The organism is Acinetobacter defluvii (assembly GCF_001704615.3).
Lineage (GTDB): Bacteria > Pseudomonadota > Gammaproteobacteria > Pseudomonadales > Moraxellaceae > Acinetobacter > Acinetobacter defluvii.
In genome coordinates, this window is the sequence record NZ_CP029397.2 from 1,829,999 (window position 1) to 1,855,019 (window position 25,021).

Consider the following 25,021-nt stretch of genomic DNA (forward strand, 5'->3'; position numbering starts at 1 on the left):
CAAAGAACGATAGAAAAATTAAAGATAATTTTTTAAAATTTATTAAAAATAAATCACCAACGAAACTTATTCCAATTTTCAGGATTTGCCCAAAATTTAGAGTTAAACCAATCTGGTACATGCTTATAAGTCAAAATATTAAACTGCCATAATGCAAAATTTTGCTCATGTGAAGTTTTATCAATCAATTGGGTAAAGCCTAATGATCTCAATAATTGCTCATCAGCTAATGCACAAGTCACCACTATACGCTTGGCAAATAAATCACGTAATTTGACCAAGATTTGGGATTTTTGTGGTACTGGTAGATTTAACATCTCATCAAGATCAAATAACACAAAACCTAAATCATATCGCCTAGTAAAAGGCAGATTTAAAAACTCAGATACGTTAAAATGAGTCCATTGAATTAAATGATTTGTATCGTATTGTGCCAAGTTTTGCCCAATACACAATGCAGTTTGAATTGGCTGTTCTGTTGATAAATCGTCTAGCATTGAAGTGATGACATTTTGCTCAGCCATAACTGCACCTTTACTGAAGTGAGTAATTTAACATGGAACTACAAGGCATTTGCCACAAAATGCATGCAGGTCTTAAAGACCTTAGTTTAACTGATCAGCAAACACATAAGGCAAATGTTGAATATAAATTTATTCTAGATCGCTCAGAAATCGATCTTCCGTTTAATTTAGGTCAAGAAATCGAAATCGAAGCCACAGGTAATATTTATTGCGTGTCGTGTGGTACAAAAACACCAAAATCTTATTCGCAAGGACACTGCTTCAAATGTATGAAGACCAAAGCATCTTGCGATATGTGCATTATGAAACCAGAAACTTGTCATTATCATTTAGGTACTTGTCGTGAAGATGATTTTGCTCATGAGGTTTGTTTTCAACCACATATTGTTTATTTAGCCAATTCTAGTGCCTTAAAAGTAGGAATTACTCGTCTTGGGCAGATGCCAACACGTTGGTTAGACCAAGGTGCAACCCAAGCACTGCCGATTATGAAAGTCGGTTCTCGTCGTCTTTCAGGTCAGCTCGAAGTCATGTTTGGTACACAAGTTGCAGATAAAACTGATTGGCGTAAATTATTAAAAGGTGAAGCAGAACCGATTAATTTAATTGAAATTCGTGATCAATTGGTTGAAGAGTTTTCACCAAAAATCCAAACCATTCGTAATGAGTTTGCACAAAATATTGAATTTAATGAAACTGTAGAATTACTTGAAGATGAGTTACCCCGTGAGTTTGTCTACCCTGTTGATGTTTATCCTGAAAAAATCAAATCGCATAATTTGGATAAAACCCCGATTATTCGAGGTAAATTACAAGGCATTAAAGGTCAATATCTGATTTTAGATACAGGTGTAATTAATATCCGTAAATATACAGGTTATGAATTGAAAATTAGAGCTGAGTAAGGCATCAATAAAGTAGACAAAAATCTCCTTTATGATCTTGGGTTATAAAGGAGCATTATTCTCTTACTCAAACTATTACTCATACTAAAAAATCAAGAGTTCAATAGACCCAAAACCGCCTGCACAGGATCTTCACTATTATCTGACAATAATTGTTTATGCATGGTGAGTAGTTGCATCACTTGAATCTGAGAAGTTTCGATATTCATTAATCTTTCAATCTCAGTAGCTAAGTTTTCAGGTGTTGCATCAGATTGAATCAATTCTTGAATAACTTTTTTACCTGCAATTATATTTGGCAAAGAATAGTACTGAATTTTCACCATTAACTTAGCAATGATATAAGTCAACCAATTTAACTTATAAAATGTCACCATCGGACGATGCAATAACAAAGCTTCAAGCGTTGCTGTCCCAGATGCTAATGCGACAATATTGGCAGCATTCATCACTTGTCGACCAATTTTAGATTCTTTATCGGTATTTTCCAGTAAATGAATTTTATCGGTTAATTCTTGCGGATAGTTCTTTAATAAGTCTGAAATTTGTTGTTTCCGTGCATCATTAATTGCAGGAATAATAAACCGATATTCAGGATGCTTTTTAGAAATAATGTGGGCAGCATCCAATACTAAAGGACCTAAACGCTCAATCTCACCACGACGACTTCCAGGCAATAATGCAATATGTTTTTGGCTTATCTCTAAACCTAATTCTTGTTTGGCATCCAAAATCGGATTTTGTAACGGCAACTCACTGGCTAATGGATGCCCCACAAATGCTGCAGGCACAGCAAATTTTTTAAAGAAAGTTTTTTCAAAGGGAAATAAACACAACACCAAATCAATACTGGCTTTGATGCCATGTACCCGCCCTTGACGCCATGCCCATACTGATGGACTCACATATTGTACCGTTTTAATCGGCAATTTTTTTTGTTTTAGGCTTTTTGCTAAACGTAAATTAAAATCAGGCGCATCAATGCCGATAAAAATATCGACAGGATTTGTCGTCCATTTTTCAACCAAACCATCCCGTACCGCAAATAATTTCTTAATGTCTTTTAGTACTTCAACAATGCCCATCACCGACAAAATATCCATCGGGTACGCACTATGAAAGCCTTCAGCGATCATTTGCGGTCCACCAATGCCTTCAAACTCTGCATCAATGCCTTGTTCACGAAAACTACGGATGAGTTTTGCGCCCAAGGTATCACCCGATACCTCACCCACCACGATTCCAATTTTAAGTTTTCGATTTTGCACGTTTTCATCCTATAGCGCATTATGCAGTGTATTCTAGCATAAGCATCCTGATGATGCGGCAATGTCCTTGAGATCAATGAAGTTGACATCTTCTCAACTGCATTTCTGATCTATGATTTTGGAAGTTGCTTCATGATTCAGCACTTTTTAAAATTTAAAATGATAAATATAACAACATGGTGATGAATGCCCCTATTTCTTCATAGCCTCTACAAACCACAAATAAGCTTTAATAAATCAATCCGTGAATGCTATACTGAACTATCTTAAAATTTACAAGAACTTACAAATGAAACGATTACTAATTAGTCTATTAATATTGTGTAGTTCAGCTACAGTTTCTCAAGCAGAAACAGTAGATGGGTATGATATTCGAGATAACATATTTTACGAAAATTATTTTTGGGAAGATAGAAAACTTACTGAAGGTGAGTTATCAGAAGCATATAAATTTATATCTTACATTGGGGATGAAATAAAGAATGGAAATTCACATGCTGTAGGACGTCTATCTCGCTCAAATTCAAGACCTTCAAGTTACATGATCCTAGAGGCTGAGCTTTGCGATACAGCAGCAGCGGCAAGTACTCTTTATTCTATTTATAAAGAGCAGAGTAAATATTATCCAAAATTTAAAAAATATAAAGAAGGATTATTTAAGGATCTCTTACTGTTTAAACGGGGGCTACATACAGGCGAACCTAGTTTGCAGGAATGTATTGATCGAAATTATTGGATGCCTTTCGTAGATGTTTTTAATGAAAGAAGTGAAAAATATAAAGAATTTCAGTAGAGCTATAAAATAAGTCAAGCGATTCATCCAAATTTATTTTTAGCTCATTTCAGCATAGCAATACAAAGAAACTTGCAATAAAAGCCCTGAATGAGCTTTAGCATTTTTTAGAATAAGTAAATCAACAATCAAGACAACTACTTATATAAAATAGTCATAAGATATGCCAGTTTTTTGATATTTGGCATTTGCAGTCATGGTTGGTCCAGTCGAATTTATTTTAGCCGGTGTATTGGTCGGTTTCTGCGTGGGTATTACAGGTGTCGGTGGTGGCTCTTTAATGACGCCAATCCTGATTAGTTTATTTAGAATTGAACCTCACATTGCCATCGGAACTGACTTACTTTATGCCGCAATTTCTAAATTCTGTGGCTCGCTAGTACATGCCAGAAAACTAAATATCGTCTGGCCTATCGTGCTTTGGCTGGCATTGGGTAGTATTCCTGCTTCATTTGCCACACATTGGGTTTTAGATAATTATCTCAGTAGTTCAACCCACTACAAAGCTGTTTTGACCATGGTACTTGGCTTTATGCTCACCATCACAGGTCTTTCGATTATGTTTCGAGCACAAATCGAGAAGTTCTTTGCCAAGTTTCGTGACAAAAAACACGATGATCTACTCGCTGAAAACTTTTCAATCGAAGGTAAACGTTTTTTTGTGGTATTCATGGGCATTGTCTTGGGCATATTTGTGACACTTTCATCTGTAGGTGCAGGCGCATTTGGAATTATGGCGTTAATTTTAATGTTCCCTAATTTGCCTATGATCCGTATTATTGGCTCGGATGTGGTGCATGCTGTGTTGCTGACGGCTGCTGCAGGTTTTGCACACATGACCTCGGGAAATGTAGATTTTCATTTGCTTGGCTGGTTGTTAACAGGTTCAATTCCTGCAATTATCGTGGGAACTCTGATTAGCTCTCATATGCCTGAAAAACTAATTCGAAAGGTTTTAGGCGTCACGCTTTTTGCACTGGGCATTAACTTTATTGTTCATCCTGTAAAATCAAAACCTGTAGAAAAACCACACACGGCTATGCTCATCAGCCAACAACATACTCAAACTTCCAGACTTTGATCAAACAGTGAATCAACTCACAAATTTTATTAATGTGACCTATAGATTTTATTGATGTTTTCTTTTCGCAAAATATCAATAAAATCGTGTTATATTCAAACTACTATAAATAGTTTTGTATGATCTACTACCAGTGACGGCAATGAATACACTTAATTCTAATCTTATTAATCAATCAGATATTGATGATGTGAATGTACAAAGCATTCAAACTTTAGTTACTCCTGCAGAATTAAAAGCTGAATTACCATTAAATGACAAAGCTTATCAAACAGTTCTTCATGGTCGTGAAACTGTTCGTAATATTTTAGATGGAAATGATAAACGTCTTTTTGTTGTGATTGGTCCATGCTCGATTCATGACACTGTTGCTGCACATGATTATGCAGATCGCTTAAAAGCCTTAAGTGAAAAAGTCAAAGATACACTTTATATTGTGATGCGTGTTTATTTTGAAAAACCACGTACTACAGTAGGTTGGAAAGGTTTAATTAATGACCCAGACATGAATGACTCTTTTAATATTGAAAAAGGTCTTCGCATTGGTCGTAAACTTTTACTTGAGTTAAATGAAAAAGGCTTACCTTGTGCAACAGAAGCGCTTGATCCAAACTCACCCCAATACTATCAAGATCTCATTTCTTGGTCTGCAATTGGGGCACGTACCACTGAAAGTCAAACTCACCGTGAAATGTCTTCTGGGTTATCTTCACCTGTAGGCTTTAAAAATGGTACTGATGGTGGTTTAACCGTTGCGACCAATGCGATGCAATCTGTAAAACATGGACATAGCTTTTTAGGTTTGAATGATCAAGGGCAAGTGTCGATCATTCGCACCAAAGGTAACCCTTATGCACATGTAGTACTTCGTGGTGGAAATGGTAAACCTAACTACGATGCTGGTTCGGTTGCTGAAGCTGAAAATGCTTTAGCCAAAGCCAAAGTCAGCAATAAAATCATGATTGATGCAAGCCATGCAAACTCAAACAAAGACCCGTACTTACAGCCTTTGGTTCTGAAAAATATTACTGAACAAATTTTAGAAGGTAATAAATCTATTGTAGGACTTATGGTTGAAAGTCATTTAAAAGGTGGGCGTCAAGACATCCCTGCAAATCTTTGCGATTTGGAATATGGTAAATCAGTGACCGATGGTTGTATTGACTGGGAAACCACTGAAAAGACGTTACTTGAAATGGATGCTGCTTTAAAAGACGTTTTAGCAAACCGATAATCACAAGAAGCCATCCGATGGGATGGCTTTTTTATTGAAGTAACTGAATGAAAATTATGAATGAACTTGAAACTGAATTAAGCCACATTGCAAATTTTCAATTTGTACATGAACATTTGTTTACCTCAGGGCAACCTACGGCTGAACAATTACAATATATTAAAGAATATGGTGTAGATACAGTCATCAATTTGGCTTTTAATGACGCTAAGCCACATCTTGTGCATGAAGATAAAATCTGCGTTGAGCTGGGTTTAAACTATATTCAAATTCCAATCTCTTGGGATACGCCTGCCGATGATCAGTGTCTATTTGTTTTAGACATGATTGCACATTTAGTGCAAGAAAAAATGGTGTGGGTACACTGTGCTAAAAACATGCGTGTCAGCAGTTTGATGTATTTGTATCGTCAGTACTTTATGGATATCGATATGCCAACAGCACAAGAACTCATGCATGAGATTTGGGAACCCAATGAAACGTGGACAGGTTTGATCCATGCTGTGAGTTTACAACTGCAAGGACGTAAGTCAACCATCGATTTACAACATTCTTTAATGAATGCAGATCATTTTGCTTAAAAGTATTTTGGACTCAAGTGTTGAGCTTGAGTCTTTTTAGCGATTTTAACTTTTATTGTCACGATTAAATACAGCGTGTTTATACATGACATCTGTCCGTAAAACATATTTCTGCCCTGAAAAAACAGGTGCTCCCGAATGCATTTGACGATGTTCAAAAATTAAAATCTGCCCTATTTTCGGCTGAATATTAAATATTGGCATATGACGAGTTTGATTAAAAAACTTAGTTTCGCCACCTTCAAAATCCTCACTCAGATAAATCAGCAAACTTAACTGTTCAGAAAAAAGAAAGTCCTGAAAAACACTTAAATATCTTTGTATGTCAGGGTTTTAACGCTCTTTTTTGCGTTTTTCACAGCTAATCTAAACATTTCAAATTCATTCAAGATGAAGATCATTAATTAAATTTAACATTCACAGGTTTTGGGCAACATTAATCTGCACATAATGCTGAAATAAAGATGATAACTCTATTTCAGCGATTTTTAACATTATTTACCTTGATGACTGATTAAAACCGTTGCAGTCGATAAAATCCCTTCCTGACGTCCTGTAAAACCGAGCTTTTCTGTGGTGGTTGCTTTAATGCTAATCTGCGTCACATCAACATCAAGTACATCTGCGATACTTTGACGCATTGCCAGATTATGTTTTGCCAATTTTGGGCGTTCACACGCTACGGTAATATCAGCATTATTTAAACGATAACCACGATCTAAAATCAATTGATAAACATGCTTAAGTAATTTACGACTATCTGCTCCCTTAAACTCAGGGTCTGTATCTGGAAAATGCTGCCCAATATCACCCAAAGCTAAAGCCCCCAACAACGCATCACATAAAGCGTGTAGCACTACATCACCATCAGAATGTGCCTTTAAACCTTGCGTATGTGGAATTTGAATGCCTGCCAAAGTCACAAAACTACCATCCTCAAAAGCATGCACATCCATTCCTTGTCCAATGCGAATTGGTATGCTCATTTTCAGCTCCTTTATACAGATTTTAAGTTGAATCATCTTGTATTCGTACTTTCTAATTCGTATAGTACGGATGCAAACATAGTGAAAGTATAAGCGATCATGCTGTTGAATACAGAATTTAATCCGATTAAAAGCTTAATTTCAGGTCTCTTTGTTTATGGGATCTGTGTCATTACGCATGCTTTTCCTGTGCAATGCGATACAACCCAAACAAACAAAATCGCCAGAATATGTAGTGCCGATTTTGAAGCGCTTCGCAATGAGTTAAATGAAAAATATCTTACTGCTTATTTGGTCACAGATGCACCTATTCGTCTAATTGATGACACCAATCAACTTTGGTTAAACCGTATCCAACAATGTAAAAGTACACAATGTTTTAAGCAACAATTCGATATTCGCCTTGAAGACCTAAATTTTTATACGTCAATGAATCAAAGCTTAACGCAACATTTTATTAAATATGAACATGGTGAAATCGCCAAACAACCGATTCATATTCAAGTACATCAACTTACCAAAGATCGCATTAAAATCGAAGGCTTAGCTTATCGTAGTCCAAACAACCATCAAGATAAACAAACCATACCCCTGCTTGCTTATACGACACCTGACAAAAAAAATGAGATTATAGACAATGAGCATGACTGTAAATATCAAATGAATTTCCAAAAGGCGATTTTAACTGTAAAAACCGAACAAAAAGGCTGTGAACGCTTTAGTGGGATTTATCGTTTATATGATTGATGAAACCAACTTATGCAATGCTTCTATTAAAACCAATACAATTTTTCGCCTACTTTGCATTAGACAATCTGAAAAACAATATTTAAACTCTAAAAAAGCATATTCTTCTAATTATATTTTTTATAGGTTTGAACTATTTTTTGCTTTTCAGTCACTTTTAGTAAAAATATAACTCAACTAAGCAAACCAATAGCTACATCACTGTTTTTATTTATGATAATCTGTTAAAAAATCAATAATCAAGTGCATTATGAACCGAAAAACGCAACAAGACATGCAAGATTTATTGCAATGCTTTTATCATAAGAAAATGCCTCCTCTTGGCTTAAAGTATGCCAACACCCTTTTTCAAATTACAGCTGATTTTAGTGATGACAGCTTAAAACAAATTGATGAACTTTTACTTGCATTACACCATCAAAATATTCGTCCAAATGATCTTGTTACTGAAAAAGATGGTTTAAATTTTTTGATGGTGGTGATTGGCTATCTTTGCGATGTCATTGCAGAGCGTACCCAACAAAAAGTGGAATGGTATAATTATTACGAAGCCATCAAAATTTTACCTTCGGATTATGAGCTACCCCTTGACTTTTTTAGCTCAATGGTTGCGATTATTCATCACCAAGTGTGTTTACCTTTAGGGGTGATTTCTGATCTGCTCACACAAGGTGAAACCTCTGACAGAACTTGTCTAACTTATGTGCATTCTCGTCAAACTGTCATTGCAGGCTCAAACACTCGTAATATTAATGAATATTGTGCTAATTATGTTCAAGCATTACAACAACATGCTTATATTTCAGGAGGAAACGCCTACCGTAAAGCTACGGATTTAATTGATTTTGATTTTTCCTTAGCCAGTATTCAAAAAATTGATTTACTATTAAATAGTATTCGTCAGCATGAACAGCTCAATCCAACAAAATATGCTGACTTTATGCAAAATAAAGAAAAATCTAATTTCTTAGTTGCACTAAGTTATTATCTGGGCACAACGATTGCCCATCAAACATTGAGTAGCGTGAAATGGTTTAGTTTTGAAGAATATAAAGCCATGTTTAGCCAGGATGAAGACGAAACTTTCCGCTATGAATTAGCTCAAGTATTTGTATTTCAAAATCAGATTTCTTTCCCGATGAGTGTACTTACTGCCATTTTATTTGATGATGCTCAGCCAGTTCAAAGCTGTCTTGAGTATGTTCAAAAATACATGGCGCTGTCCTCTGATCATTTAGTCTATTTTCCTTCATCTTTAAAAGATGTAGAACAACCTGAAATTACTGCCAATATTATACGTGCATTTAAACATGCGGGCTTTTTAGCAGGTTATGCGAGTTCTATGCTTGATGGCTCAAGTTTGACGCCATGTTTATTGGTCACCAAAGAAAATAAAATTCAAATTATTAAGCTCATGCAAGACAACCCTAGGGAAAAAGCATTTACAGAACTTGAAAATAATCCGCAGAACCATCCATTCCAAATTTTTTGTGAAGATATTCATGCTTATTTGCCAACAGGGCGAACTGATGCAATTTATCTTAAAATTCAGATTTATACCCCAACAAAAACCGCTGTGAGTTTAGTGATTCCCTACACTAAAAATGCTGAAAATAAAATTGAAGAGATTTATTCTGTGATTCAATACACGCCTTCTGATTTGTCACTTGCGCAATTTGAAGCAGCGATGACTGCATTTTATCAAAGTGCTTTTGAGTTCCAAGACAGTTTTACTCAACAATCATTTTGGCAAGCGCATTTTAAAGACAAAATTTTGCGCAGACCTTCGGGTTATTTACTCAATGATACGCAAGCTGATGAGTTTCTCTTAACACTTAGCACGATATTCCCCACAATCGTAGAAGTAACAAAACCATTCACATCAGAGACAAACATACCTATTCAAGCTGTGGAAGCAAATAACGAAATTTCCGCAGTTGCGGCCATTCCTGATGTAAGCAATCCTGCACTTATCAAAGCACTTGAAATCTTAAAAACCAATGAAGATGACCATGAAAAAGCCCAACAAGCGATTGGTATTATTGCAAGTTTAGTGATGAACGATGATCCTGAAGCCATGCAACTAATGGCACATTTTCATACTGAAGGAAAATATGTAGAAAAAGACAGTAAACAAGCTTTCTTCTACTTGGTTGAAACCGCTAAAATTCAAATGGATGAAATCTCTTTCAAAAATGCGATGCGTTTTTATGCCTCACCGAGCAATGATCTAAATAAAAATGATCCTGACGTTGAAGAGTGGTTGTTAAGCTTGGCAGCAGAGTTTGATCGTGCAACAGCAGAAAAACCTGATGTTGGACAGTTAAATGGAAGCACGACACGCAGACGACATACTCACAAAATAGATCAACCGTTAACCACTGCACAATGGATCAACCGTATTTTGCTCGGCATCAGTGTTGTGCTCATACTGATCATTATTTTTAAATAAAATCATGGAAAATAGATGGGAAAACATTCCATCTATTTTCAAATTTTGTTTTTTATAATAATTTTTCAATCAATCCATTTCAACAATATCAGTAATGCTGACTTCGTGTTCATGCACTGTAAAACTCACATCTAAACCTGCAAATTTCATTTTATAAATACGTTTTTCATCATCTTGATAAGCAGGTCGCGGGTCTAAAGACAGGACTTGCTCTAACTCATCCTGAGTCTGAACAGTCATTTTGTCCATTTCGATCAAACGCTGAATTTTAGATTGTACATTTTTAGAGCAAATAACTTGTTTTTTTACAGGTGCTTGCTGAGCATAAGCACTTTTTGCATGTAGGATGGCATCAGAATATTGGATATACGGCTTAATATCTATAATCGGTGTGCCATCTAATAAGTCACTTCCAGTCACATAAACATGCACTGATTTTCCTACTTTTTTCACACTTTTAAGTTGTACAACAGATAAACCTATGGGTGCAGGACGGTACATACTGCGAGTAGCAAATACACCTATTTTTTGATTCCCACCCAGCCTAGGTGGTCTAACTTGTGGTCTAAATTTATGATTTTCATTGCTATTTTTATTTTCATGGAATTGCCAAATCAACCATAAATGACTAAACTCAGCAATGCCTTCAAAAGCGCATAAGTCATTATATGGGGCAATCATCTCAATATAAGATTCAACTTGTACTAAATTGGGTTGGCGTGGAATTCCAAATTTTTCTTGATAAGGTGAGTGCATATATCCAATAATAGGGAGTTGAAGATCAGGCATAATCACTTTTTCTGATAAGTTCAATTAAATATATTCAGTTTATAGAGAATGATTTTAGATTAGAATAGCAAGCTGTTCTAATTTGATAATTTATATTGAGACCTTTAATGGCTGCTTTCAACGTCGAAAAGATTACTCACGTACACCACTGGAATGACACATTATTCAGTTTTAAAACAACACGTGACGCCGCACTCCGTTTTAAAAATGGTCAATTTGTGATGATTGGTCTTGAAGTGAATGGTAAGCCTTTAATGCGTGCATATTCAATCGCAAGCGCAAATTATGAAGAAGAGCTAGAGTTCTTCTCTATTAAAGTTCCTGATGGTCCATTAACGTCTATTTTACAAAAAGTAAAAGTAGGCGATGAGATCTTAATTTCTAAAAAGCCAACAGGAACTTTGGTGCTAGATGACTTAAATCCAGGCAAAAACCTTTATTTACTTTCATCTGGTACGGGTCTTGCTCCATTCCTTTCTACAATTCGTGATCCTGAAACCTACGAACGTTTTGAAAAAATTATTGTGGTACATGGTACACGCTTTATTTCAGAGTTGGCATATCAAGATTTGATTTTAAATGAAGTACCAAATCATGAGTTTTTCTCAGAGTTAGGTGCAAAAGAAAAATTAATCTATTATCCAACAGTGACTCGTGAAGAATTCCACACCCAAGGTCGTGTTACTACTGCGATTGAAACTGGTCAATTGTTTGAAAAGATTGGTTTACCTCGTTTCAATCCTGAAACTGACCGTGCAATGCTATGTGGTAGCCCTGCTTTCCTTGATGATGTTGCAGCACTACTTGATCAACATGGCTTAAAAGAGTCACCTAAAATGGGTGTTCTAGGTGACTACGTGATCGAACGTGCATTTGTAGAAAAATAATTTTTACACGTATAAAAAACCGAGTTTAAATCAACTCGGTTTTTTATTTATTCATTTTTAGTGCTTAGATTTTTGAAATAAGGTGAAATAACAATATTCACTCAGCACTTAACATTATGGTAAAACACGGTTTAGAGTAGCAAAACATTGTTCTTCTTTTTCAGAAGCACAAAAATTTATTGTATTGTTATTTTTCCAACGTACAAAATATTGCGACACCTCGCCTGCTTGATTTTCCTGACGACCAGAACAATCAGCTTCATTATTTTCATACTTAATTTGCATGATTAGAGCGGGAGGCTTGTCTTTTGAATTATCGGGTGAAGGCTGGTAATCATACAAACCTGCTGACCACTCTTTACCACTATTCACAACAACTTCATTCCCACCACGAAAGTTATAATATTCTACACATTTTTTATTATTGGGTATTTCCATGCCCCACAAACCTAAAATTTCAGGACGTGTTGAAATTCGAATCGTATTTGCAGCTAAAGTTGCTGTCGCTTGTGTCGTTGCAGCCGACTTAGCTGTAGGTGATTCAGCAAATACTAAATTTGATGCACAAACCAATAAAGAAATTAATAGTGTTTTTTTCATACCTAAGTGTATACCGCGATTTGTTTGTCTTTAAACTAACATATTTTGCAAATAAAGCATGTAAAAATAACCATATACGAACAATATTTTATATCTTTTCATTTCAATAAATAAACTGTAAAAAATACGTCAATTACACTACAAAAAAATAATTCTTATACAAAAATAGGTATTTATATGAAATAATTAAACGATACCATTCACTTAATAAAATAATTGTGTAGTGATACACCCTGTCTCGTGTAGGATCAACCATTTGCCTATATTTGCTCAAACATTCCAACATGGTTTTAGGCAGCATTTAAATGCTTTTATCATTGTTGCGAGCATTATTTTTATCTGTGCGCTGTGTGGCATTTTAGCACGACCTTTATTTTTCCTCTCTATTTGCTGGCCTGCCAACGCCGTGTTATTGGGCTTATTGCTTCGTTTTAGATCTCTGAATAATTTTAGTGGATGGTTCGGTGCATTTATAGGTTTTATGCTTGCTGATTTATTAACAGGCAATACACTTTTAGTGACTTTTTTATTAACCATTGCCAATTTACTTAATCCTGTCGTCACCCTAGCACTGATTGCGCTATTTAAGCTTAATTATAAAGAATATAACAAAGGGCTTACTTTCCTGTATTTGTTTTTACTTTGTTCAATCGGCGGCTGTCTAGCAAGTCCTGCTTTTGCAGCATTGACCATTCCATACGTTGAAAATACATTCATGACACCAGAGCGAGTGTGGATAGATTTTGGTATGTGGTGGTCAGGTGAAATTTTAAATATGATCGCCTTTTTACCGATTGTACTTGCCATTCCCGAGAAACAGAATCTTAAAAGTTATTTACAAAACCTTCAATTCAAGCAGTTTTCTTATCAGGATTTATTGCCTTTAATTGCGGTGATTATTTCTGTGGGTTTGACGCATTTTTTTATTGGTCCTGGGGCAATTATGTTTCCTATTGCAGCTTTGGTCTGGGCATCTTTGAGTTATAACTTGTTTTATGTTGCAATTATTAATTGTATTGTGTGCATGTTATTGAACAATACATTGAATGAATTTTATATTGATCAATCTTCTGACGCATTTTTAAGTACAACGATTTCTATACGGATTGGTCTATTCATGCTTGCACTTGGACCTTTAACCTTAGCAATTAATAGTTTAAACCGACAAAAACTGTATCAACAAATCTTATATCTTGCGAACTACGATAGCCTGACAACTGTTATGAATCGTCGGTTTTTTTACGAACAAAGTGAAGACATTATTAGGGCAAAAAACAAACTGCAGGCAGAAAAAACTATTGCTATTTTATTATTAGACCTAGACCATTTTAAAAATATAAATGATCAATATGGACATTATAATGGTGATTTAGTCTTACAAATTTTTAGTGAAAGAATAAAACTTGTATTACGTGAAGATGATTTGCTTGGTCGTCTAGGAGGTGAGGAGTTTGCAATTCTTTTAAAAAATGTCAGTCTTAAGCAAAGTATCAGTATTGCTGATAGAATCCGAGATACCATCCAATCATTGCCTATAGAGTTAGATAAACATCAACACATCTATATTAGTGTTAGTATAGGCTTAAGTTTTGAAAAACTGCCTTCAGCTCTACCTCTGCAACATTTAATTAATCGTGCAGACCAAGCTTTGTATCAAGCAAAAGAAAAAGGACGCAATCAAATTTGTTTAGAAATAGGTTTACAAAACTCTTTCTAATTAAATTTTTATTAAATAGGAATTTTATGAAATACACAGAATATGACCAATATGATGGCTTGGCTTTAGCCAAATTTATTCAAACAAAGCAAGTCACTTCCACTGAGCTATTACAACTCGCTTGGCAACGCACTCAGCAAGTTAATCCAAAGTTAAATGCTGTTGTCATTACAATGTATGAACAAGCTCTTCAAAGTTCAAAGCAAAAACATAGTGGTTTATTTTCAGGTATTCCTTTTTTACTCAAAGACCTACATCAAGAGTATCAAGGTGTCCCTACTTCTTTTGGTTCAAATTCATTAAAAAAACTTAATTATGTTTCTACTCAACATTCCGAGATTGTAAGACGTTGGGAAAATGCGGGTGCAATTCCATTTGGTTTAACCAATTCACCTGAGTTTGGCATTAAGGGCATCACAGAACCTGAAGCATGGGGCGCATGCCATAATCCATGGCATTTAAAACATAATAGTGGGGGTTCTTCAGGCGGTTCAGCATCCGCAGTAGCAGCTGGTATTGTGCCAATTGCAGGTGCAAGTGATGGGGGTGGTTCGATTCGTATTCCTGCATCTTATTGTGGTCTATTTGGTATAAAACCGAGTCGTGGTCGCACGCCTTGGGGACCAAAGATGAGTGAAGCAATGCATGGTGCAGCCTCTCAACATGTACTTACTAAGAGCGTACGTGACAGTGCTGCCATGTTAGATATGACACAAGGTGCTGAACAGAACTCTTTATTCAAAATTGAACAGCCTCAAGGCAAGTATTTAGAGCTGATCCAGCAAGCACCAAGACCCTTAAAAATTGCATTTTCTATTGACTCCCCAATTGGAACACTGGTCTCTCAAGACGCCAAAGCTGCCATTTTAAATACTATAAAACTGTTAGAGTCCCTTGGTCATCATGTTGAAGAAACCGCACCAAAAATTGATGGTATGCAACTCGCCAAAGACTTCATTATCACATGGTTTAGTCAATGCGCTTTTACGGTACAACAGTTCAAACGTGAGTTTGGTGCAAAAGACAAAGACTTTGAACTCGACACACTCGCCATTGCTGCTTTTGGTGCCAAAGCCACTGCATTAGATTATATTCAAAACCTCAATAACTGGGGAAACTATGTACAAAGCATGAATCATTTTTTTGAAGACTATGATCTTTATCTAACACCTGCAACCGCTTCTGTAGCGCCTAAAAACGGTGAAATTAAAACACCTGCTTGGCAAAAACCGATTTTAAAAAGTTTATTAAAATTAGATCAAGCACATTTATTAGCAAAAGGAAAATTGGTTGAACATCTGATTAAAAATAATTTGCAATGGGTTCCGTTTACTCAATTGGCAAATATCACTGGCTTACCTGCTATGTCAGTCCCCTTGTATTGGAATAAAAATAATTTACCACTTGGTTCACAGTTCATTGCGCCGTTTGGACGAGAAGATTTACTGTTACAGCTCGCAGCACAGCTTGAGCAAGCACAACCATGGATGCCAAAGTATCAAAACATCGTAGTTTAAGACACAATAAGGAAATTATCGTCGTTGTTCAAGTCTATAAATTTCCACATATTATGGGTTATTTTGAAAACCGATAACTAGCTATTGATTGAACCTGCTTTTACAATCGGGCATTCCATCTAAACTCGCAGATAAATTTCATAAAAAATGAGCATATTTACATATGCTCACTCTTACAGCATTTTAGATTTTTATTTAATTAACTACTTTTAGGTCAAGATCCATTTGTATAAACCATTCAAAACGAATTATTTATAACGTTCTACCATTTTCTCTAAAGAAATAGGACGAATCTTGTCAGCATTTCCTGCTGTACCAAATGCTTCATAGCGTGCAACACAAATATCTTTCATTGCATCAACAGTTTTTGCAAAGAATTTACGCGGATCGAATTCACTTGGTTGTTCAGCCATCATACGGCGCATCGCACCTGTAGAGGCTAAACGTAAATCTGTATCGATGTTGATTTTACGCACACCGTGTTTGATTGCTTCAACCAATTGCTCAACAGGAACACCATAAGTTTCTTTAATGTCACCGCCATATTGGTTAATGATCGCTAACCATTCTTGTGGTACAGAGCTTGAACCATGCATTACAAGGTGTGTATTTGGAAGTGCCGCATGAATTTCTTTAATACGGTCAATCGCTAAAATATCGCCTGTAGGTGGACGTGTGAATTTGTACGCACCATGTGAAGTACCGACTGCAATTGCTAAAGCATCTACATTGGTATCTTTTACGAATTGAGTCGCTTCTTCAACTGAAGTAAGCAGTTGAGAATGGTCAAGTACGCCTTCAGCGCCCACACCATCTTCTTCACCTGCCATGCCCGTTTCAAGGCTACCTAAACAGCCAATTTCACCTTCAACAGAAACACCACATGCATGTGCCATTTCGACAGTACGGCGTGTTACATCAACGTTATATTCATAGCTTGTTGGTGTTTTTCCGTCAGCACCTAAAGAGCCATCCATCATCACTGATGAGAAGCCAAGTTGGATTGAGCGTTGGCATACATCTGGGCTGGTACCATGATCTTGGTGCATTACCACTGGAATATGTGGCCATTCTTCGATGGCTGCTAAGATTAAATGGCGTAAAAATGGTGCACCAGCATATTTACGTGCGCCTGCAGAAGCTTGCACAATAACAGGTGAATTCGTTGCATCTGCGGCTAACATGATTGCACGCATTTGTTCTAAGTTGTTTACGTTAAACGCTGGAACGCCGTAACTGTGTTCACCGGCATGATCCAAGAGCTGGCGCAATGAAATAAGAGCCATAATATCCTCCCAGGTAATGTCGCATATTCTACCTTGTGATTTGTTTCAATTCAGCAACAATATTGACTATTTCAAAAAAAAGCCCTGCATTTGCAGGTAATGCCAGTCAGTTAAGCAAAAAAAGTTAAAATGCTGTAAAAAGAGTGTATGTAAATACGCTCTTTTTTTTATGAAATTATCTCAGAATTTAGATATAACATTACAACAAACCTTGCCTTCACTTTCTCAATTTAGTGAGTTAATTGATTTAAACTGGATTGAAGATTGCTTAAATCAAACAGGTAAAGCATCCATTCGAAAAAGAAAACTTCCTGCTGAACATGTTGTTTGGTTAGTCATTGGACTTGCTCTATTTCGAAACCAACCAATTTGGTATGTAGTTCAGCAATTACAACTTGTTTTCGGTACAACAGAATACTGTGTACCTAGTGCATCGGTACAGGCAAGACAGCGCTTAGGTTTAGAACCTATGAGTGCTTTATTTTCAACATTAAGTCAGGCATGGCTTAAAGACTCACAACAACAATATAATAACTTTCATGGTCTGTGCGTTTGTGCTGTAGACGGCGTGGTTTGGTCTATGCCTCATACCGAAGAAAACTTTAAGCACTTTGGCTCTTCTAAAGGGAAAACAGCAGTTGTTCCTTATCCACAAGTTAGAGCAACTTGTCTTGTGAATACCAATACACATGAAATGATCGATGCCCAAATTGGCAGTATGGATCAAGGTGAATTAACCTTAGCTAGTCAATTAAAAGCACCTGCTCATAGTATTACCTTATTTGATCGTGCTTACTTCTCTGCTGATTTTTTAGTGAGTTGGCAATCTCAGGCAGAAGAAAGTCATTGGTTGATGCGTGCAAAAGATAACCTTCGTTATGAAGTTATTCACAATAATGCCGCCCATGACTTTCAGATAAAAATGCCTGTTTCACCAAGAGCAAAAAAGATCAATCCAGCATTAGGTGATTATTGGGAAGCCCGTTTGCTTGAAGTTGAATATGCAGGAAAAACGAGGCGTTACATTACATCATTGACAGATTCTAAAGCGTATCCATTCAAAGACCTTGCGATGCTTTATATGCAGCGTTGGGAAATAGAAATGTGTTATCGAGAAATTAAAAGTGATTTACAGGATTCAAAGGTTTTAAGAAGTAAGCAACCTGATTTGGTGTATCAAGAATTGTGGGGTGTATTTATAGCTTATAATATTTTGAGACGACAGATGAAATTTATCGCCCAACATGCAAATGTCAGTCCTTTAAGGATCAGTTTCCATATTGCATCCATAGGTATTATCAATATCTTAAGACATACGCCTTTAGAGTCAGCAGGAAACTTACCTAAACATTTAGCACAATTATTTGAACAATCAAAAATATTTGTATTACCTGAAAAAAGGCAGAGAGAATGTTCACGAGTCGTGAAAATTAAAGCACAAAAATATCCAAGAAAATGCCAGTCAATTTCTTAACTGACTGGCATTACTGCATTTGCAGGGACTTTTAAACAAACTACTACAAAACTTTGAAAAGTTTAGTGTGCAGCTGCTTCTTCTTCAGTTGCTGGTGTTGCAGCATCAGCTGGTGCATTGGCTTTTTCAGCAGGAACATCTGTATTTTTTTCATCTAAAACAGGTTGATCAAGCGCATCAATAGCTGCTTGTTGCTCTGCTGTTACTGTTTCAGATGCTGTATCTGTTGCTACAGCTTCAGAAGCAGTACCTTGTTCAGCAGCTGGTGCTTTTTCTTGTTTAGAACAAGCAACTAGAGTTAAAGGAGCAATAAGAAGTACAGCAAGTGCAAGATTTAATTTCATCACGTAATTTCCACAGCGGGTGATTTAATATCTATCAGTTTATTTCAGATATATTTCATTTTCATGACCAACAAATGAATAGCCCATGAAAAAAGGTTGACCGTAGTCAACCTTCTGTCATTACAAACCGAAATGTATGCTTATGCACGTTCTAATAGAACAGCAACCGCAGGCAATGTTTTACCTTCTACAAACTCAAGGAAAGCACCACCACCAGTCGAGATATAACCGATTTTGTCCGCAACGTCATATTTATCAATTGCAGCTAAAGTATCACCACCGCCTGCAATCGAGAAACCTTCAGACTCAGCAATTGCTAAAGACAATGTTTTTGTCCCTTCACCAAATTGGTCCACCTCAAATACCCCTACAGGACCATTCCAAAGAATGGTTTTTGAGGTTTTTAGAATTTCAGCAAATGCTTTTGCAGTTTCAGGACCGACATCTAAAATCATGTCATTGTCGGCAACATCTTCAACTTTTTTCACAACTGCTTTTGCTGCTGCTAAAGAACCCAAGAAATCATCAAAGTTGATTTCAGAAGCATCCGCTACAACCACATCAGTAGGAAGAGGTACAGACACTTTTGCTGCGATGGCTTTTGCGGTATCGATCAAATCATTTTCGCATAATGATTTACCTACGTTATAACCTGCTGCTGCCAAGAAAGTATTAGCGATACCACCACCAACGATCAATTGATCACAAATATCAGAAAGTGATGTTAAAACATCCAGTTTAGTGGATACTTTTGAACCAGCAACAATTGCAACCATTGGTTTTTCAGGCGTTTGTAATGCACGACCTAAAGCATCTAATTCTGCTGCAAGTAAAGGTCCTGCTGCTGCAACTTTTGCTAAGCGTGCAACACCTTCAGTTGATGCTTCTGCACGGTGCGCTGTACCAAAAGCATCCATGACAAATACATCGCAAAGTGCTGCATATTTTGCAGCAAGATCAGGATTATTTTTCTTTTCACCAACATTAAAACGGCAGTTCTCAAGTAACACGACTTGACCTGCTGCAACTTCAACACCATCTAAATATTCAGTAATCAGTTTAACGTCTTGCCCCAGAGCCTCTGTCAAATATGCTGCTACAGGCGCTAAAGATTGTTCAGCTTTTGCTTCACCTTCAACAGGACGACCTAAATGAGAATAAACCATGACCGCTGCACCTTTTTCTAGGGCTAATTTAATGGTCGGTAATGCAGCACGTAAACGTGCATCACTGGTAATTACACCATTTTTAACAGGAACGTTTAAATCTTCACGGATCAAAACACGCTTGCCCGTTAAATTAAGGTCAGTCATACGCTGAAAATTCATGTATCGCTCACTTTATAGATATTAAAATCGCGTTGATTCTAAATGATTACACAAAAAAAGGTTAGCGACTTTTGTAGAAAAGCTGTAGAAATATTGAGATTTGATTATTATAAGCAAAACTTTAAATATTTATGCGCTTATGTCTTTTCATCCTGATCCTAAAATTAATGGTTTAAATGTCTTTGGTGAACCTTTAGCAAGCTGTTGTTTCTCACCAATCACAGGCTATTTTCGTAATGGTTTTTGTCATACAGCACCCAGTGACGTTGGACAACATACAGTTTGTGTGGAGTTGACCTCTGATTTTCTCAGTTATTCACAAAAAATGGGCAATGACTTGATCACCCCACTGCCTGAGCATGGTTTCCCTGGCTTGCAACCTGGTGATTTTTGGTGTTTATGTGTAACACGTTGGGTTCAGGCTTATCAAGATGGGCAAGCACCAAGAGTTAAAGTAGAAGCATGTCATCAAGCCGTGTTGGCTTATGTTCCTTTAGATATTTTGATGGAATATGCGGTTTAATTCATTATGAGTACTTCAACAACCCCATTTAGTGAAGTTATTTTGGCTTCCTCTAGTCAAACCCGAAAAGATTTAATGAATCGTTTGGGTTTGGAGTATCGTTGTATTTCACTTAATATTAACGAATCTCCACAGGCTGAAATACATGCTGATGATTTGGCAAAGCGTTTAGCTTTTGAAAAAGCGCAAGTGATTGCCAAAGATCATCCTGATGCCATCGTCATTGGTTCAGATCAAGTGGCGTGGCGAGAACATGCTCCTCAAGACTTTATTGGCAAACCTTTATCTGTAGAAAATGCCATCCAACAGCTACAAGCCAACTCAGGTCAGAATGTTTATTTTAGTACTGCACTCAGTGTGCAACATCTCGCTTCAGGTTTCGAACAAACGTTGGTTGAACATTATCATGTAAAATTTCGAGTTTTAAGCCTTGCTGAAATCAAGCGTTATGTTGAAAAAGATCAACCTTTACATTGTGCAGGTAGTTTTAAGTGTGAAAGTTTAGGAATAAGTTTATTTGAGCACATGATTGGACAAGATCAAACCACGCTCATGGGGATGCCAATGATTCAATTATGTGAGATTTTGAGAAAGTTCGGGATTCAACTGCCCTAGCTTGCATTTTTAAATTTTATTTATAGACTCAAGTGATGATTCAATATCAAACATGCGTTAATTTTTACAAAATATCAGTTATTATTCAATCATTGATCTGCATATGTAAGGATAGATTAAATTATGGCGCTCTTTGCAGTCATTGGCTTGGGAAGTTTTGGTGGTACAGTTGCATTGGAACTGACCCATTTAAAACATGATGTTATCGGTATTGATACCCTTAAAAAAAATGTAGAAAACTTAGCAGATCAAATTAGCCATGCAGTCATTGCAGATGGTACAGATGAGCATGTACTTGACGAACTGAATATTCAAAATTGTGATGCGGTGGTAGTTGCCATTGGGGAAGATATTGAAGCCAGTATTTTATGCGTATTACATTTAAAAAATTTAGGTATTAAGCAAATTTTAGTCAAAGCAAAATCTAAAGCACATCATATGATTTTATCGCACTTAGGTATTGATCAAATCATCCATCCAGAAGAGGATATGGGAATTCGAATCGCACAATCCTTAAGTTACCCAATGGTTCGTCGTTATATGGCATTAAATAATGAACGTTATATTGTAAAAATTGAAATTGCTTCAAATTTACAAGGCGCTCAATTTCAAAGTTTGATGGACGATAGTAATAGTGAGATTCAAACATTATTATTACAACGTGGATCACATGTGATTTATCAAATTGCACCTGGCACTATTTTACAAGAAAAAGATATTTTGATTGTTGAAGGTCCGGTGGAACAATTACGACAACTTTCTAATCGCTTTTTATAGAATGAATTATGCGTTTATCTAAAAAAGAATTGATCAATAAAAAGCATAATCGCATTAATCTCAGTCCACCGAGTTTATTAGCCTTAGGTTTTTTAAGTTTCATTATCATTGGTACTTTATTACTAAAACTGCCTTTTGCACATCATGGCGATCTTTCCTGGATTAATGCATTGTTTACAGCAACTTCAGCTGTAACCATTACGGGTTTATCTGTGGTTAATATCGGTGAATCCTTTACGACTTTTGGTAAAGTAGTGGTCATGTTGCTCATCCAATGTGGTGGTTTGGGTTTTATGACCTTTGCGATTTTGGCTGCGTTGAGTTTGTCATCTCGTGTTGGTCTAAAACAGCAAGTGATGGCACAAGAAATTATTGGACAAACTAGCCTATCTAAAGCCACGACCACGATTAAAGGTGTACTGATTTATTCTTTATTCTTTGAGGCAATTGGTACCACGATTTTAACCATTGCATGGTCAAATCACTATGATATTGAACATGCTTTCTTCTACGCCCTTTTTTATAGTATTTCCGCCTTTAATAATGGGGGTTTTTCTTTATTTCCCAATAGTTTAATGAGCTTTTCTGACCAATATATGGTGACTTTAACCATCAGTATGTTGTACATGATCGGTGGTGTTGGTTTTGTGGTATTGATGGACATTAAACGTGCAAAAAAATGGAAAAAACTATCCACCAATAGTAAATTAGTTTTATCCACCATTGCAGGTTTGAACTTGTTTGCTTTTGTGACTATCTGGCTCATTGAAGCATCTAATCCTTTAACACTTGCGCCAATGTCTGTAGGTGATCAAGCTTTAAATGCATGGTTCCATGCCACTGTACCACGCTCTTCAGGCTTTAATAGTCTAGAAGTCGGTAATATGAGCAATGCTTCAACCTTAGTAACAATGGTGCTAATGTTTATTGGTGGTGGTTCTTTAAGTACTGCTGGCGGTATTAAAATTGGGACATTTATTATCATGATTTTAAGTGTCATCACCTTTTTAAAACGCTCAGACGAAATTACAGTATTTGGTCACTCGATTTCTCACCAAGCCACATTTAAAGCACTTGCAGTGATTGCGATTAATTCCCTGTTGATTTTGATTGGTTTCTTTACCCTTTTGGTACTTGAACCTAACAAAAAATTCTTGGATTTATTGTTTGAAGCAGTATCTGCAGCATGTACTGTTGGTCTTTCACGTGGAGTCACTGAGGACTTACACACAGGAAGTTTGATTGCATTAATGCTACTGATGTTTGCAGGAAGATTAGGTCCTTTAACTTTGGCATATTTGATTGCAACACCGAATAAAAGCCGAGTTAGTCATCCTAATGCTGAAATTCAAGTGGGTTAATCCATTATGATTTTCATTCATAAAAAAAACCGCTCAATTTTGAGCGGTTTTTTTATTTCTTTTCTTTTAATAAGCATTCATCAATGAAACGCCTAAGCCGACATAAGTTGCACGATGATTATAATCAATCAAACTTTCACCATAACCATCAAACAGTTGGAAATGTCCACGAAGTTTACCTTTAATTGGGAATGCCCAATCAAACTGTGCCGCCCCATGTGAATCATCCCCTCCTTTCAGTGAATGACGTAGCATCAAGGAAAAATCATGCTCTTTCCAACGATAAAAAGCTGTCATATCACCACGTCCGATATAATTTTTAATATCAGGATTATTGTCATCGCTAAAGTCTTCACTGATGCGATACCACGGGCGAACCATCAAAGCAAAATTATCTTTTTCAAAACCAAGATTTAAAATTACTCGATTCCAACTACGAGACAAAGGATCAGAACGTCCATTAGACTGATGGTTTAAAGTCAGTCCGAGTAAACGTCCATTCAATCCCAATACCTGATAGTTGGTTCTAAACATCAAACTCGCTTCAGGCTCATAATTGGTTTCACGAAACGGACGAGACTCATCTTCGTTATATACTTGCCAGCGAGATGACTGGGTATAACCCACCCAGAGATCACCATTATCCCCAATCAAATTTTCAACCGCTTTGGTTTTTAACGAAATCTGAAATTTTGCTTCAGTGGATTTTAAATCTTGTTCTTCTTCCACGGTATTTTGCGGATTTGGGCTGTGTGGAAATTCATTTTTATTGCTTGTCCAATAAGCAGGCAATAAATACACAGGTTGATATGCCCGAATATTCCATGTCCCTAATTTACTGTCAGGCGAGAGTTCCCAACGCTTATCTAATAATGAAGTATTTGGGTCAATTTTGGCAGCGTGTACTGCAAATAGACTGTCCACTTTATCTTCAATTTTAGCTTTAATACCTTGTGGCTGCTCAGCTTTTGGTGCTTCGAGCTCTTTGGCTGCACGCTGTTCTGATACAATCACAGGTACAGGCTCAGTTGTCCCCACTTTAAAAATCGCATCGTAGCAAGCTAAACGATCTGCATTCGACTCTAAAGCCACACATGCTTGAGTACTTGCGGGATTCACTAAAGCAGCATCTTCTGCATGTGTAGCAGTCACCCAACCAAAACTGAGCATCATTAAGATGCTCAGGTTCAATGGTGTGCGTTCAAAATTTTTGAACGACATAGTATTCTCCA

Annotated in this window: 25 protein-coding genes; 15 read left to right on the plus strand and 10 right to left on the minus strand. The window is 36.5% G+C overall.

Annotated features, from left to right (window positions below):
- Positions 1–53 precede the first annotated feature (53 nt).
- A complete protein-coding gene (locus DJ533_RS11120; protein WP_065994976.1) occupies positions 54–524 on the minus strand; it encodes a DUF6231 family protein in 471 nt (156 codons plus the stop codon).
- A 32-nt stretch (positions 525–556) separates the two neighbouring features.
- On the opposite strand from DJ533_RS11120, the gene DJ533_RS11125 reads away from it, so the two are divergent.
- On the plus strand, positions 557–1,429 hold the full coding sequence (locus DJ533_RS11125) for a DUF2797 domain-containing protein (protein WP_065994975.1): 873 nt from the start codon (positions 557–559) through the stop codon (positions 1,427–1,429).
- A 92-nt stretch (positions 1,430–1,521) separates the two neighbouring features.
- Here the strand turns inward: DJ533_RS11125 and lpxB are convergent, their stop codons facing one another.
- A complete protein-coding gene (gene lpxB / locus DJ533_RS11130; protein ID WP_065994974.1) occupies positions 1,522–2,697 on the minus strand; it encodes a lipid-A-disaccharide synthase in 1,176 nt (391 codons plus the stop codon).
- 289 nt (positions 2,698–2,986) lie between these two features.
- On the opposite strand from lpxB, the gene DJ533_RS11135 reads away from it, so the two are divergent.
- The 4 genes from DJ533_RS11135 to DJ533_RS11150 all read left to right on the plus strand — a co-directional run bounded on the left by DJ533_RS11135 (position 2,987) and on the right by DJ533_RS11150 (position 6,386).
- A complete protein-coding gene (locus tag DJ533_RS11135; RefSeq protein WP_065994973.1) occupies positions 2,987–3,490 on the plus strand; it encodes a hypothetical protein in 504 nt (167 codons plus the stop codon).
- A 196-nt stretch (positions 3,491–3,686) separates the two neighbouring features.
- Complete coding sequence (locus tag DJ533_RS11140) at positions 3,687–4,571, plus strand: sulfite exporter TauE/SafE family protein (RefSeq protein ID WP_065994972.1); 885 nt, start codon at positions 3,687–3,689, stop codon at positions 4,569–4,571.
- A 142-nt stretch (positions 4,572–4,713) separates the two neighbouring features.
- Positions 4,714–5,805, plus strand: a complete 1,092-nt coding sequence (locus tag DJ533_RS11145; RefSeq protein ID WP_065994971.1) for a 3-deoxy-7-phosphoheptulonate synthase — start codon at positions 4,714–4,716, stop codon at positions 5,803–5,805.
- Positions 5,806–5,861: 56 nt separating this feature from the next.
- Positions 5,862–6,386, plus strand: coding sequence for a protein tyrosine phosphatase family protein (locus DJ533_RS11150; RefSeq protein ID WP_065995028.1), 525 nt, complete (start codon positions 5,862–5,864; stop codon positions 6,384–6,386).
- A 45-nt stretch (positions 6,387–6,431) separates the two neighbouring features.
- Here DJ533_RS11150 and DJ533_RS11155 read toward each other — a convergent pair whose 3' ends face one another.
- Entirely contained in the window at positions 6,432–6,656 is a 225-nt protein-coding gene (locus tag DJ533_RS11155; protein WP_065994970.1) for a 2OG-Fe(II) oxygenase, read from the minus strand.
- 224 nt (positions 6,657–6,880) lie between these two features.
- On the minus strand, positions 6,881–7,372 hold the full coding sequence (ispF, locus tag DJ533_RS11160) for a 2-C-methyl-D-erythritol 2,4-cyclodiphosphate synthase (RefSeq protein ID WP_065994969.1): 492 nt from the start codon (positions 7,370–7,372) through the stop codon (positions 6,881–6,883).
- Positions 7,373–7,471: 99 nt separating this feature from the next.
- Here ispF and DJ533_RS11165 point away from each other — a divergent pair, with 99 nt between their 5' ends.
- Entirely contained in the window at positions 7,472–8,119 is a 648-nt protein-coding gene (locus DJ533_RS11165; protein WP_065994968.1) for an A1S_1983 family putative colistin resistance protein, read from the plus strand.
- A 250-nt stretch (positions 8,120–8,369) separates the two neighbouring features.
- On the plus strand, positions 8,370–10,571 hold the full coding sequence (locus DJ533_RS11170; RefSeq protein ID WP_065994967.1) for a hypothetical protein: 2,202 nt from the start codon (positions 8,370–8,372) through the stop codon (positions 10,569–10,571).
- A gap of 69 nt (positions 10,572–10,640) precedes the next feature.
- Here the strand turns inward: DJ533_RS11170 and tsaA are convergent, their stop codons facing one another.
- Complete coding sequence (tsaA, locus tag DJ533_RS11175) at positions 10,641–11,360, minus strand: tRNA (N6-threonylcarbamoyladenosine(37)-N6)-methyltransferase TrmO (RefSeq protein ID WP_065994966.1); 720 nt, start codon at positions 11,358–11,360, stop codon at positions 10,641–10,643.
- A gap of 107 nt (positions 11,361–11,467) precedes the next feature.
- Here tsaA and DJ533_RS11180 point away from each other — a divergent pair, with 107 nt between their 5' ends.
- Positions 11,468–12,247 carry a ferredoxin--NADP reductase gene (locus DJ533_RS11180; RefSeq protein WP_065994965.1) on the plus strand — a complete coding sequence of 260 codons (780 nt, stop codon included), beginning with the start codon at positions 11,468–11,470 and terminating at the stop codon, positions 12,245–12,247.
- 114 nt (positions 12,248–12,361) lie between these two features.
- Here the strand turns inward: DJ533_RS11180 and DJ533_RS11185 are convergent, their stop codons facing one another.
- A complete protein-coding gene (locus tag DJ533_RS11185; RefSeq protein ID WP_065994964.1) occupies positions 12,362–12,847 on the minus strand; it encodes a hypothetical protein in 486 nt (161 codons plus the stop codon).
- Between the two features lie 256 nt (positions 12,848–13,103).
- Between DJ533_RS11185 and DJ533_RS11190 the strand changes: the two genes are divergently transcribed.
- On the plus strand, positions 13,104–14,564 hold the full coding sequence (locus DJ533_RS11190; protein ID WP_081406136.1) for a GGDEF domain-containing protein: 1,461 nt from the start codon (positions 13,104–13,106) through the stop codon (positions 14,562–14,564).
- 26 nt (positions 14,565–14,590) lie between these two features.
- Positions 14,591–16,081, plus strand: a complete 1,491-nt coding sequence (locus tag DJ533_RS11195) for an amidase (RefSeq protein ID WP_065994963.1) — start codon at positions 14,591–14,593, stop codon at positions 16,079–16,081.
- 248 nt (positions 16,082–16,329) lie between these two features.
- Here DJ533_RS11195 and fba read toward each other — a convergent pair whose 3' ends face one another.
- Positions 16,330–17,367 carry a class II fructose-bisphosphate aldolase gene (gene fba, locus DJ533_RS11200; RefSeq protein ID WP_065994962.1) on the minus strand — a complete coding sequence of 346 codons (1,038 nt, stop codon included), beginning with the start codon at positions 17,365–17,367 and terminating at the stop codon, positions 16,330–16,332.
- Between the two features lie 169 nt (positions 17,368–17,536).
- Here fba and DJ533_RS11205 point away from each other — a divergent pair, with 169 nt between their 5' ends.
- Positions 17,537–18,841, plus strand: coding sequence for an IS4 family transposase (locus tag DJ533_RS11205; RefSeq protein ID WP_109849248.1), 1,305 nt, complete (start codon positions 17,537–17,539; stop codon positions 18,839–18,841).
- A gap of 62 nt (positions 18,842–18,903) precedes the next feature.
- Here DJ533_RS11205 and DJ533_RS11210 read toward each other — a convergent pair whose 3' ends face one another.
- Positions 18,904–19,185 (minus strand): hypothetical protein, encoded by a 282-nt coding sequence (locus DJ533_RS11210; RefSeq protein WP_065993041.1) that lies wholly within the window; start codon positions 19,183–19,185, stop codon positions 18,904–18,906.
- 140 nt (positions 19,186–19,325) lie between these two features.
- Positions 19,326–20,513, minus strand: coding sequence for a phosphoglycerate kinase (locus DJ533_RS11215; RefSeq protein WP_065993040.1), 1,188 nt, complete (start codon positions 20,511–20,513; stop codon positions 19,326–19,328).
- 139 nt (positions 20,514–20,652) lie between these two features.
- Here DJ533_RS11215 and DJ533_RS11220 point away from each other — a divergent pair, with 139 nt between their 5' ends.
- From DJ533_RS11220 to DJ533_RS11235, 4 genes are all read left to right on the plus strand, one after another.
- Positions 20,653–21,036: a DUF2237 family protein gene (locus DJ533_RS11220; RefSeq protein ID WP_065993038.1), complete on the plus strand. Its 384-nt coding sequence runs from the start codon at positions 20,653–20,655 to the stop codon at positions 21,034–21,036.
- 6 nt (positions 21,037–21,042) lie between these two features.
- Positions 21,043–21,651: a Maf family protein gene (locus tag DJ533_RS11225; protein WP_065993036.1), complete on the plus strand. Its 609-nt coding sequence runs from the start codon at positions 21,043–21,045 to the stop codon at positions 21,649–21,651.
- A 123-nt stretch (positions 21,652–21,774) separates the two neighbouring features.
- Entirely contained in the window at positions 21,775–22,428 is a 654-nt protein-coding gene (locus DJ533_RS11230) for a potassium channel family protein (RefSeq protein ID WP_065993035.1), read from the plus strand.
- Between the two features lie 8 nt (positions 22,429–22,436).
- Positions 22,437–23,789: a TrkH family potassium uptake protein gene (locus tag DJ533_RS11235; RefSeq protein WP_065993034.1), complete on the plus strand. Its 1,353-nt coding sequence runs from the start codon at positions 22,437–22,439 to the stop codon at positions 23,787–23,789.
- A gap of 66 nt (positions 23,790–23,855) precedes the next feature.
- On the opposite strand, the gene DJ533_RS11240 is transcribed toward DJ533_RS11235, so the two are convergent.
- Positions 23,856–25,010: a phospholipase A gene (locus tag DJ533_RS11240; RefSeq protein WP_065993033.1), complete on the minus strand. Its 1,155-nt coding sequence runs from the start codon at positions 25,008–25,010 to the stop codon at positions 23,856–23,858.
- Positions 25,011–25,021: the final 11 nt, after the last annotated feature.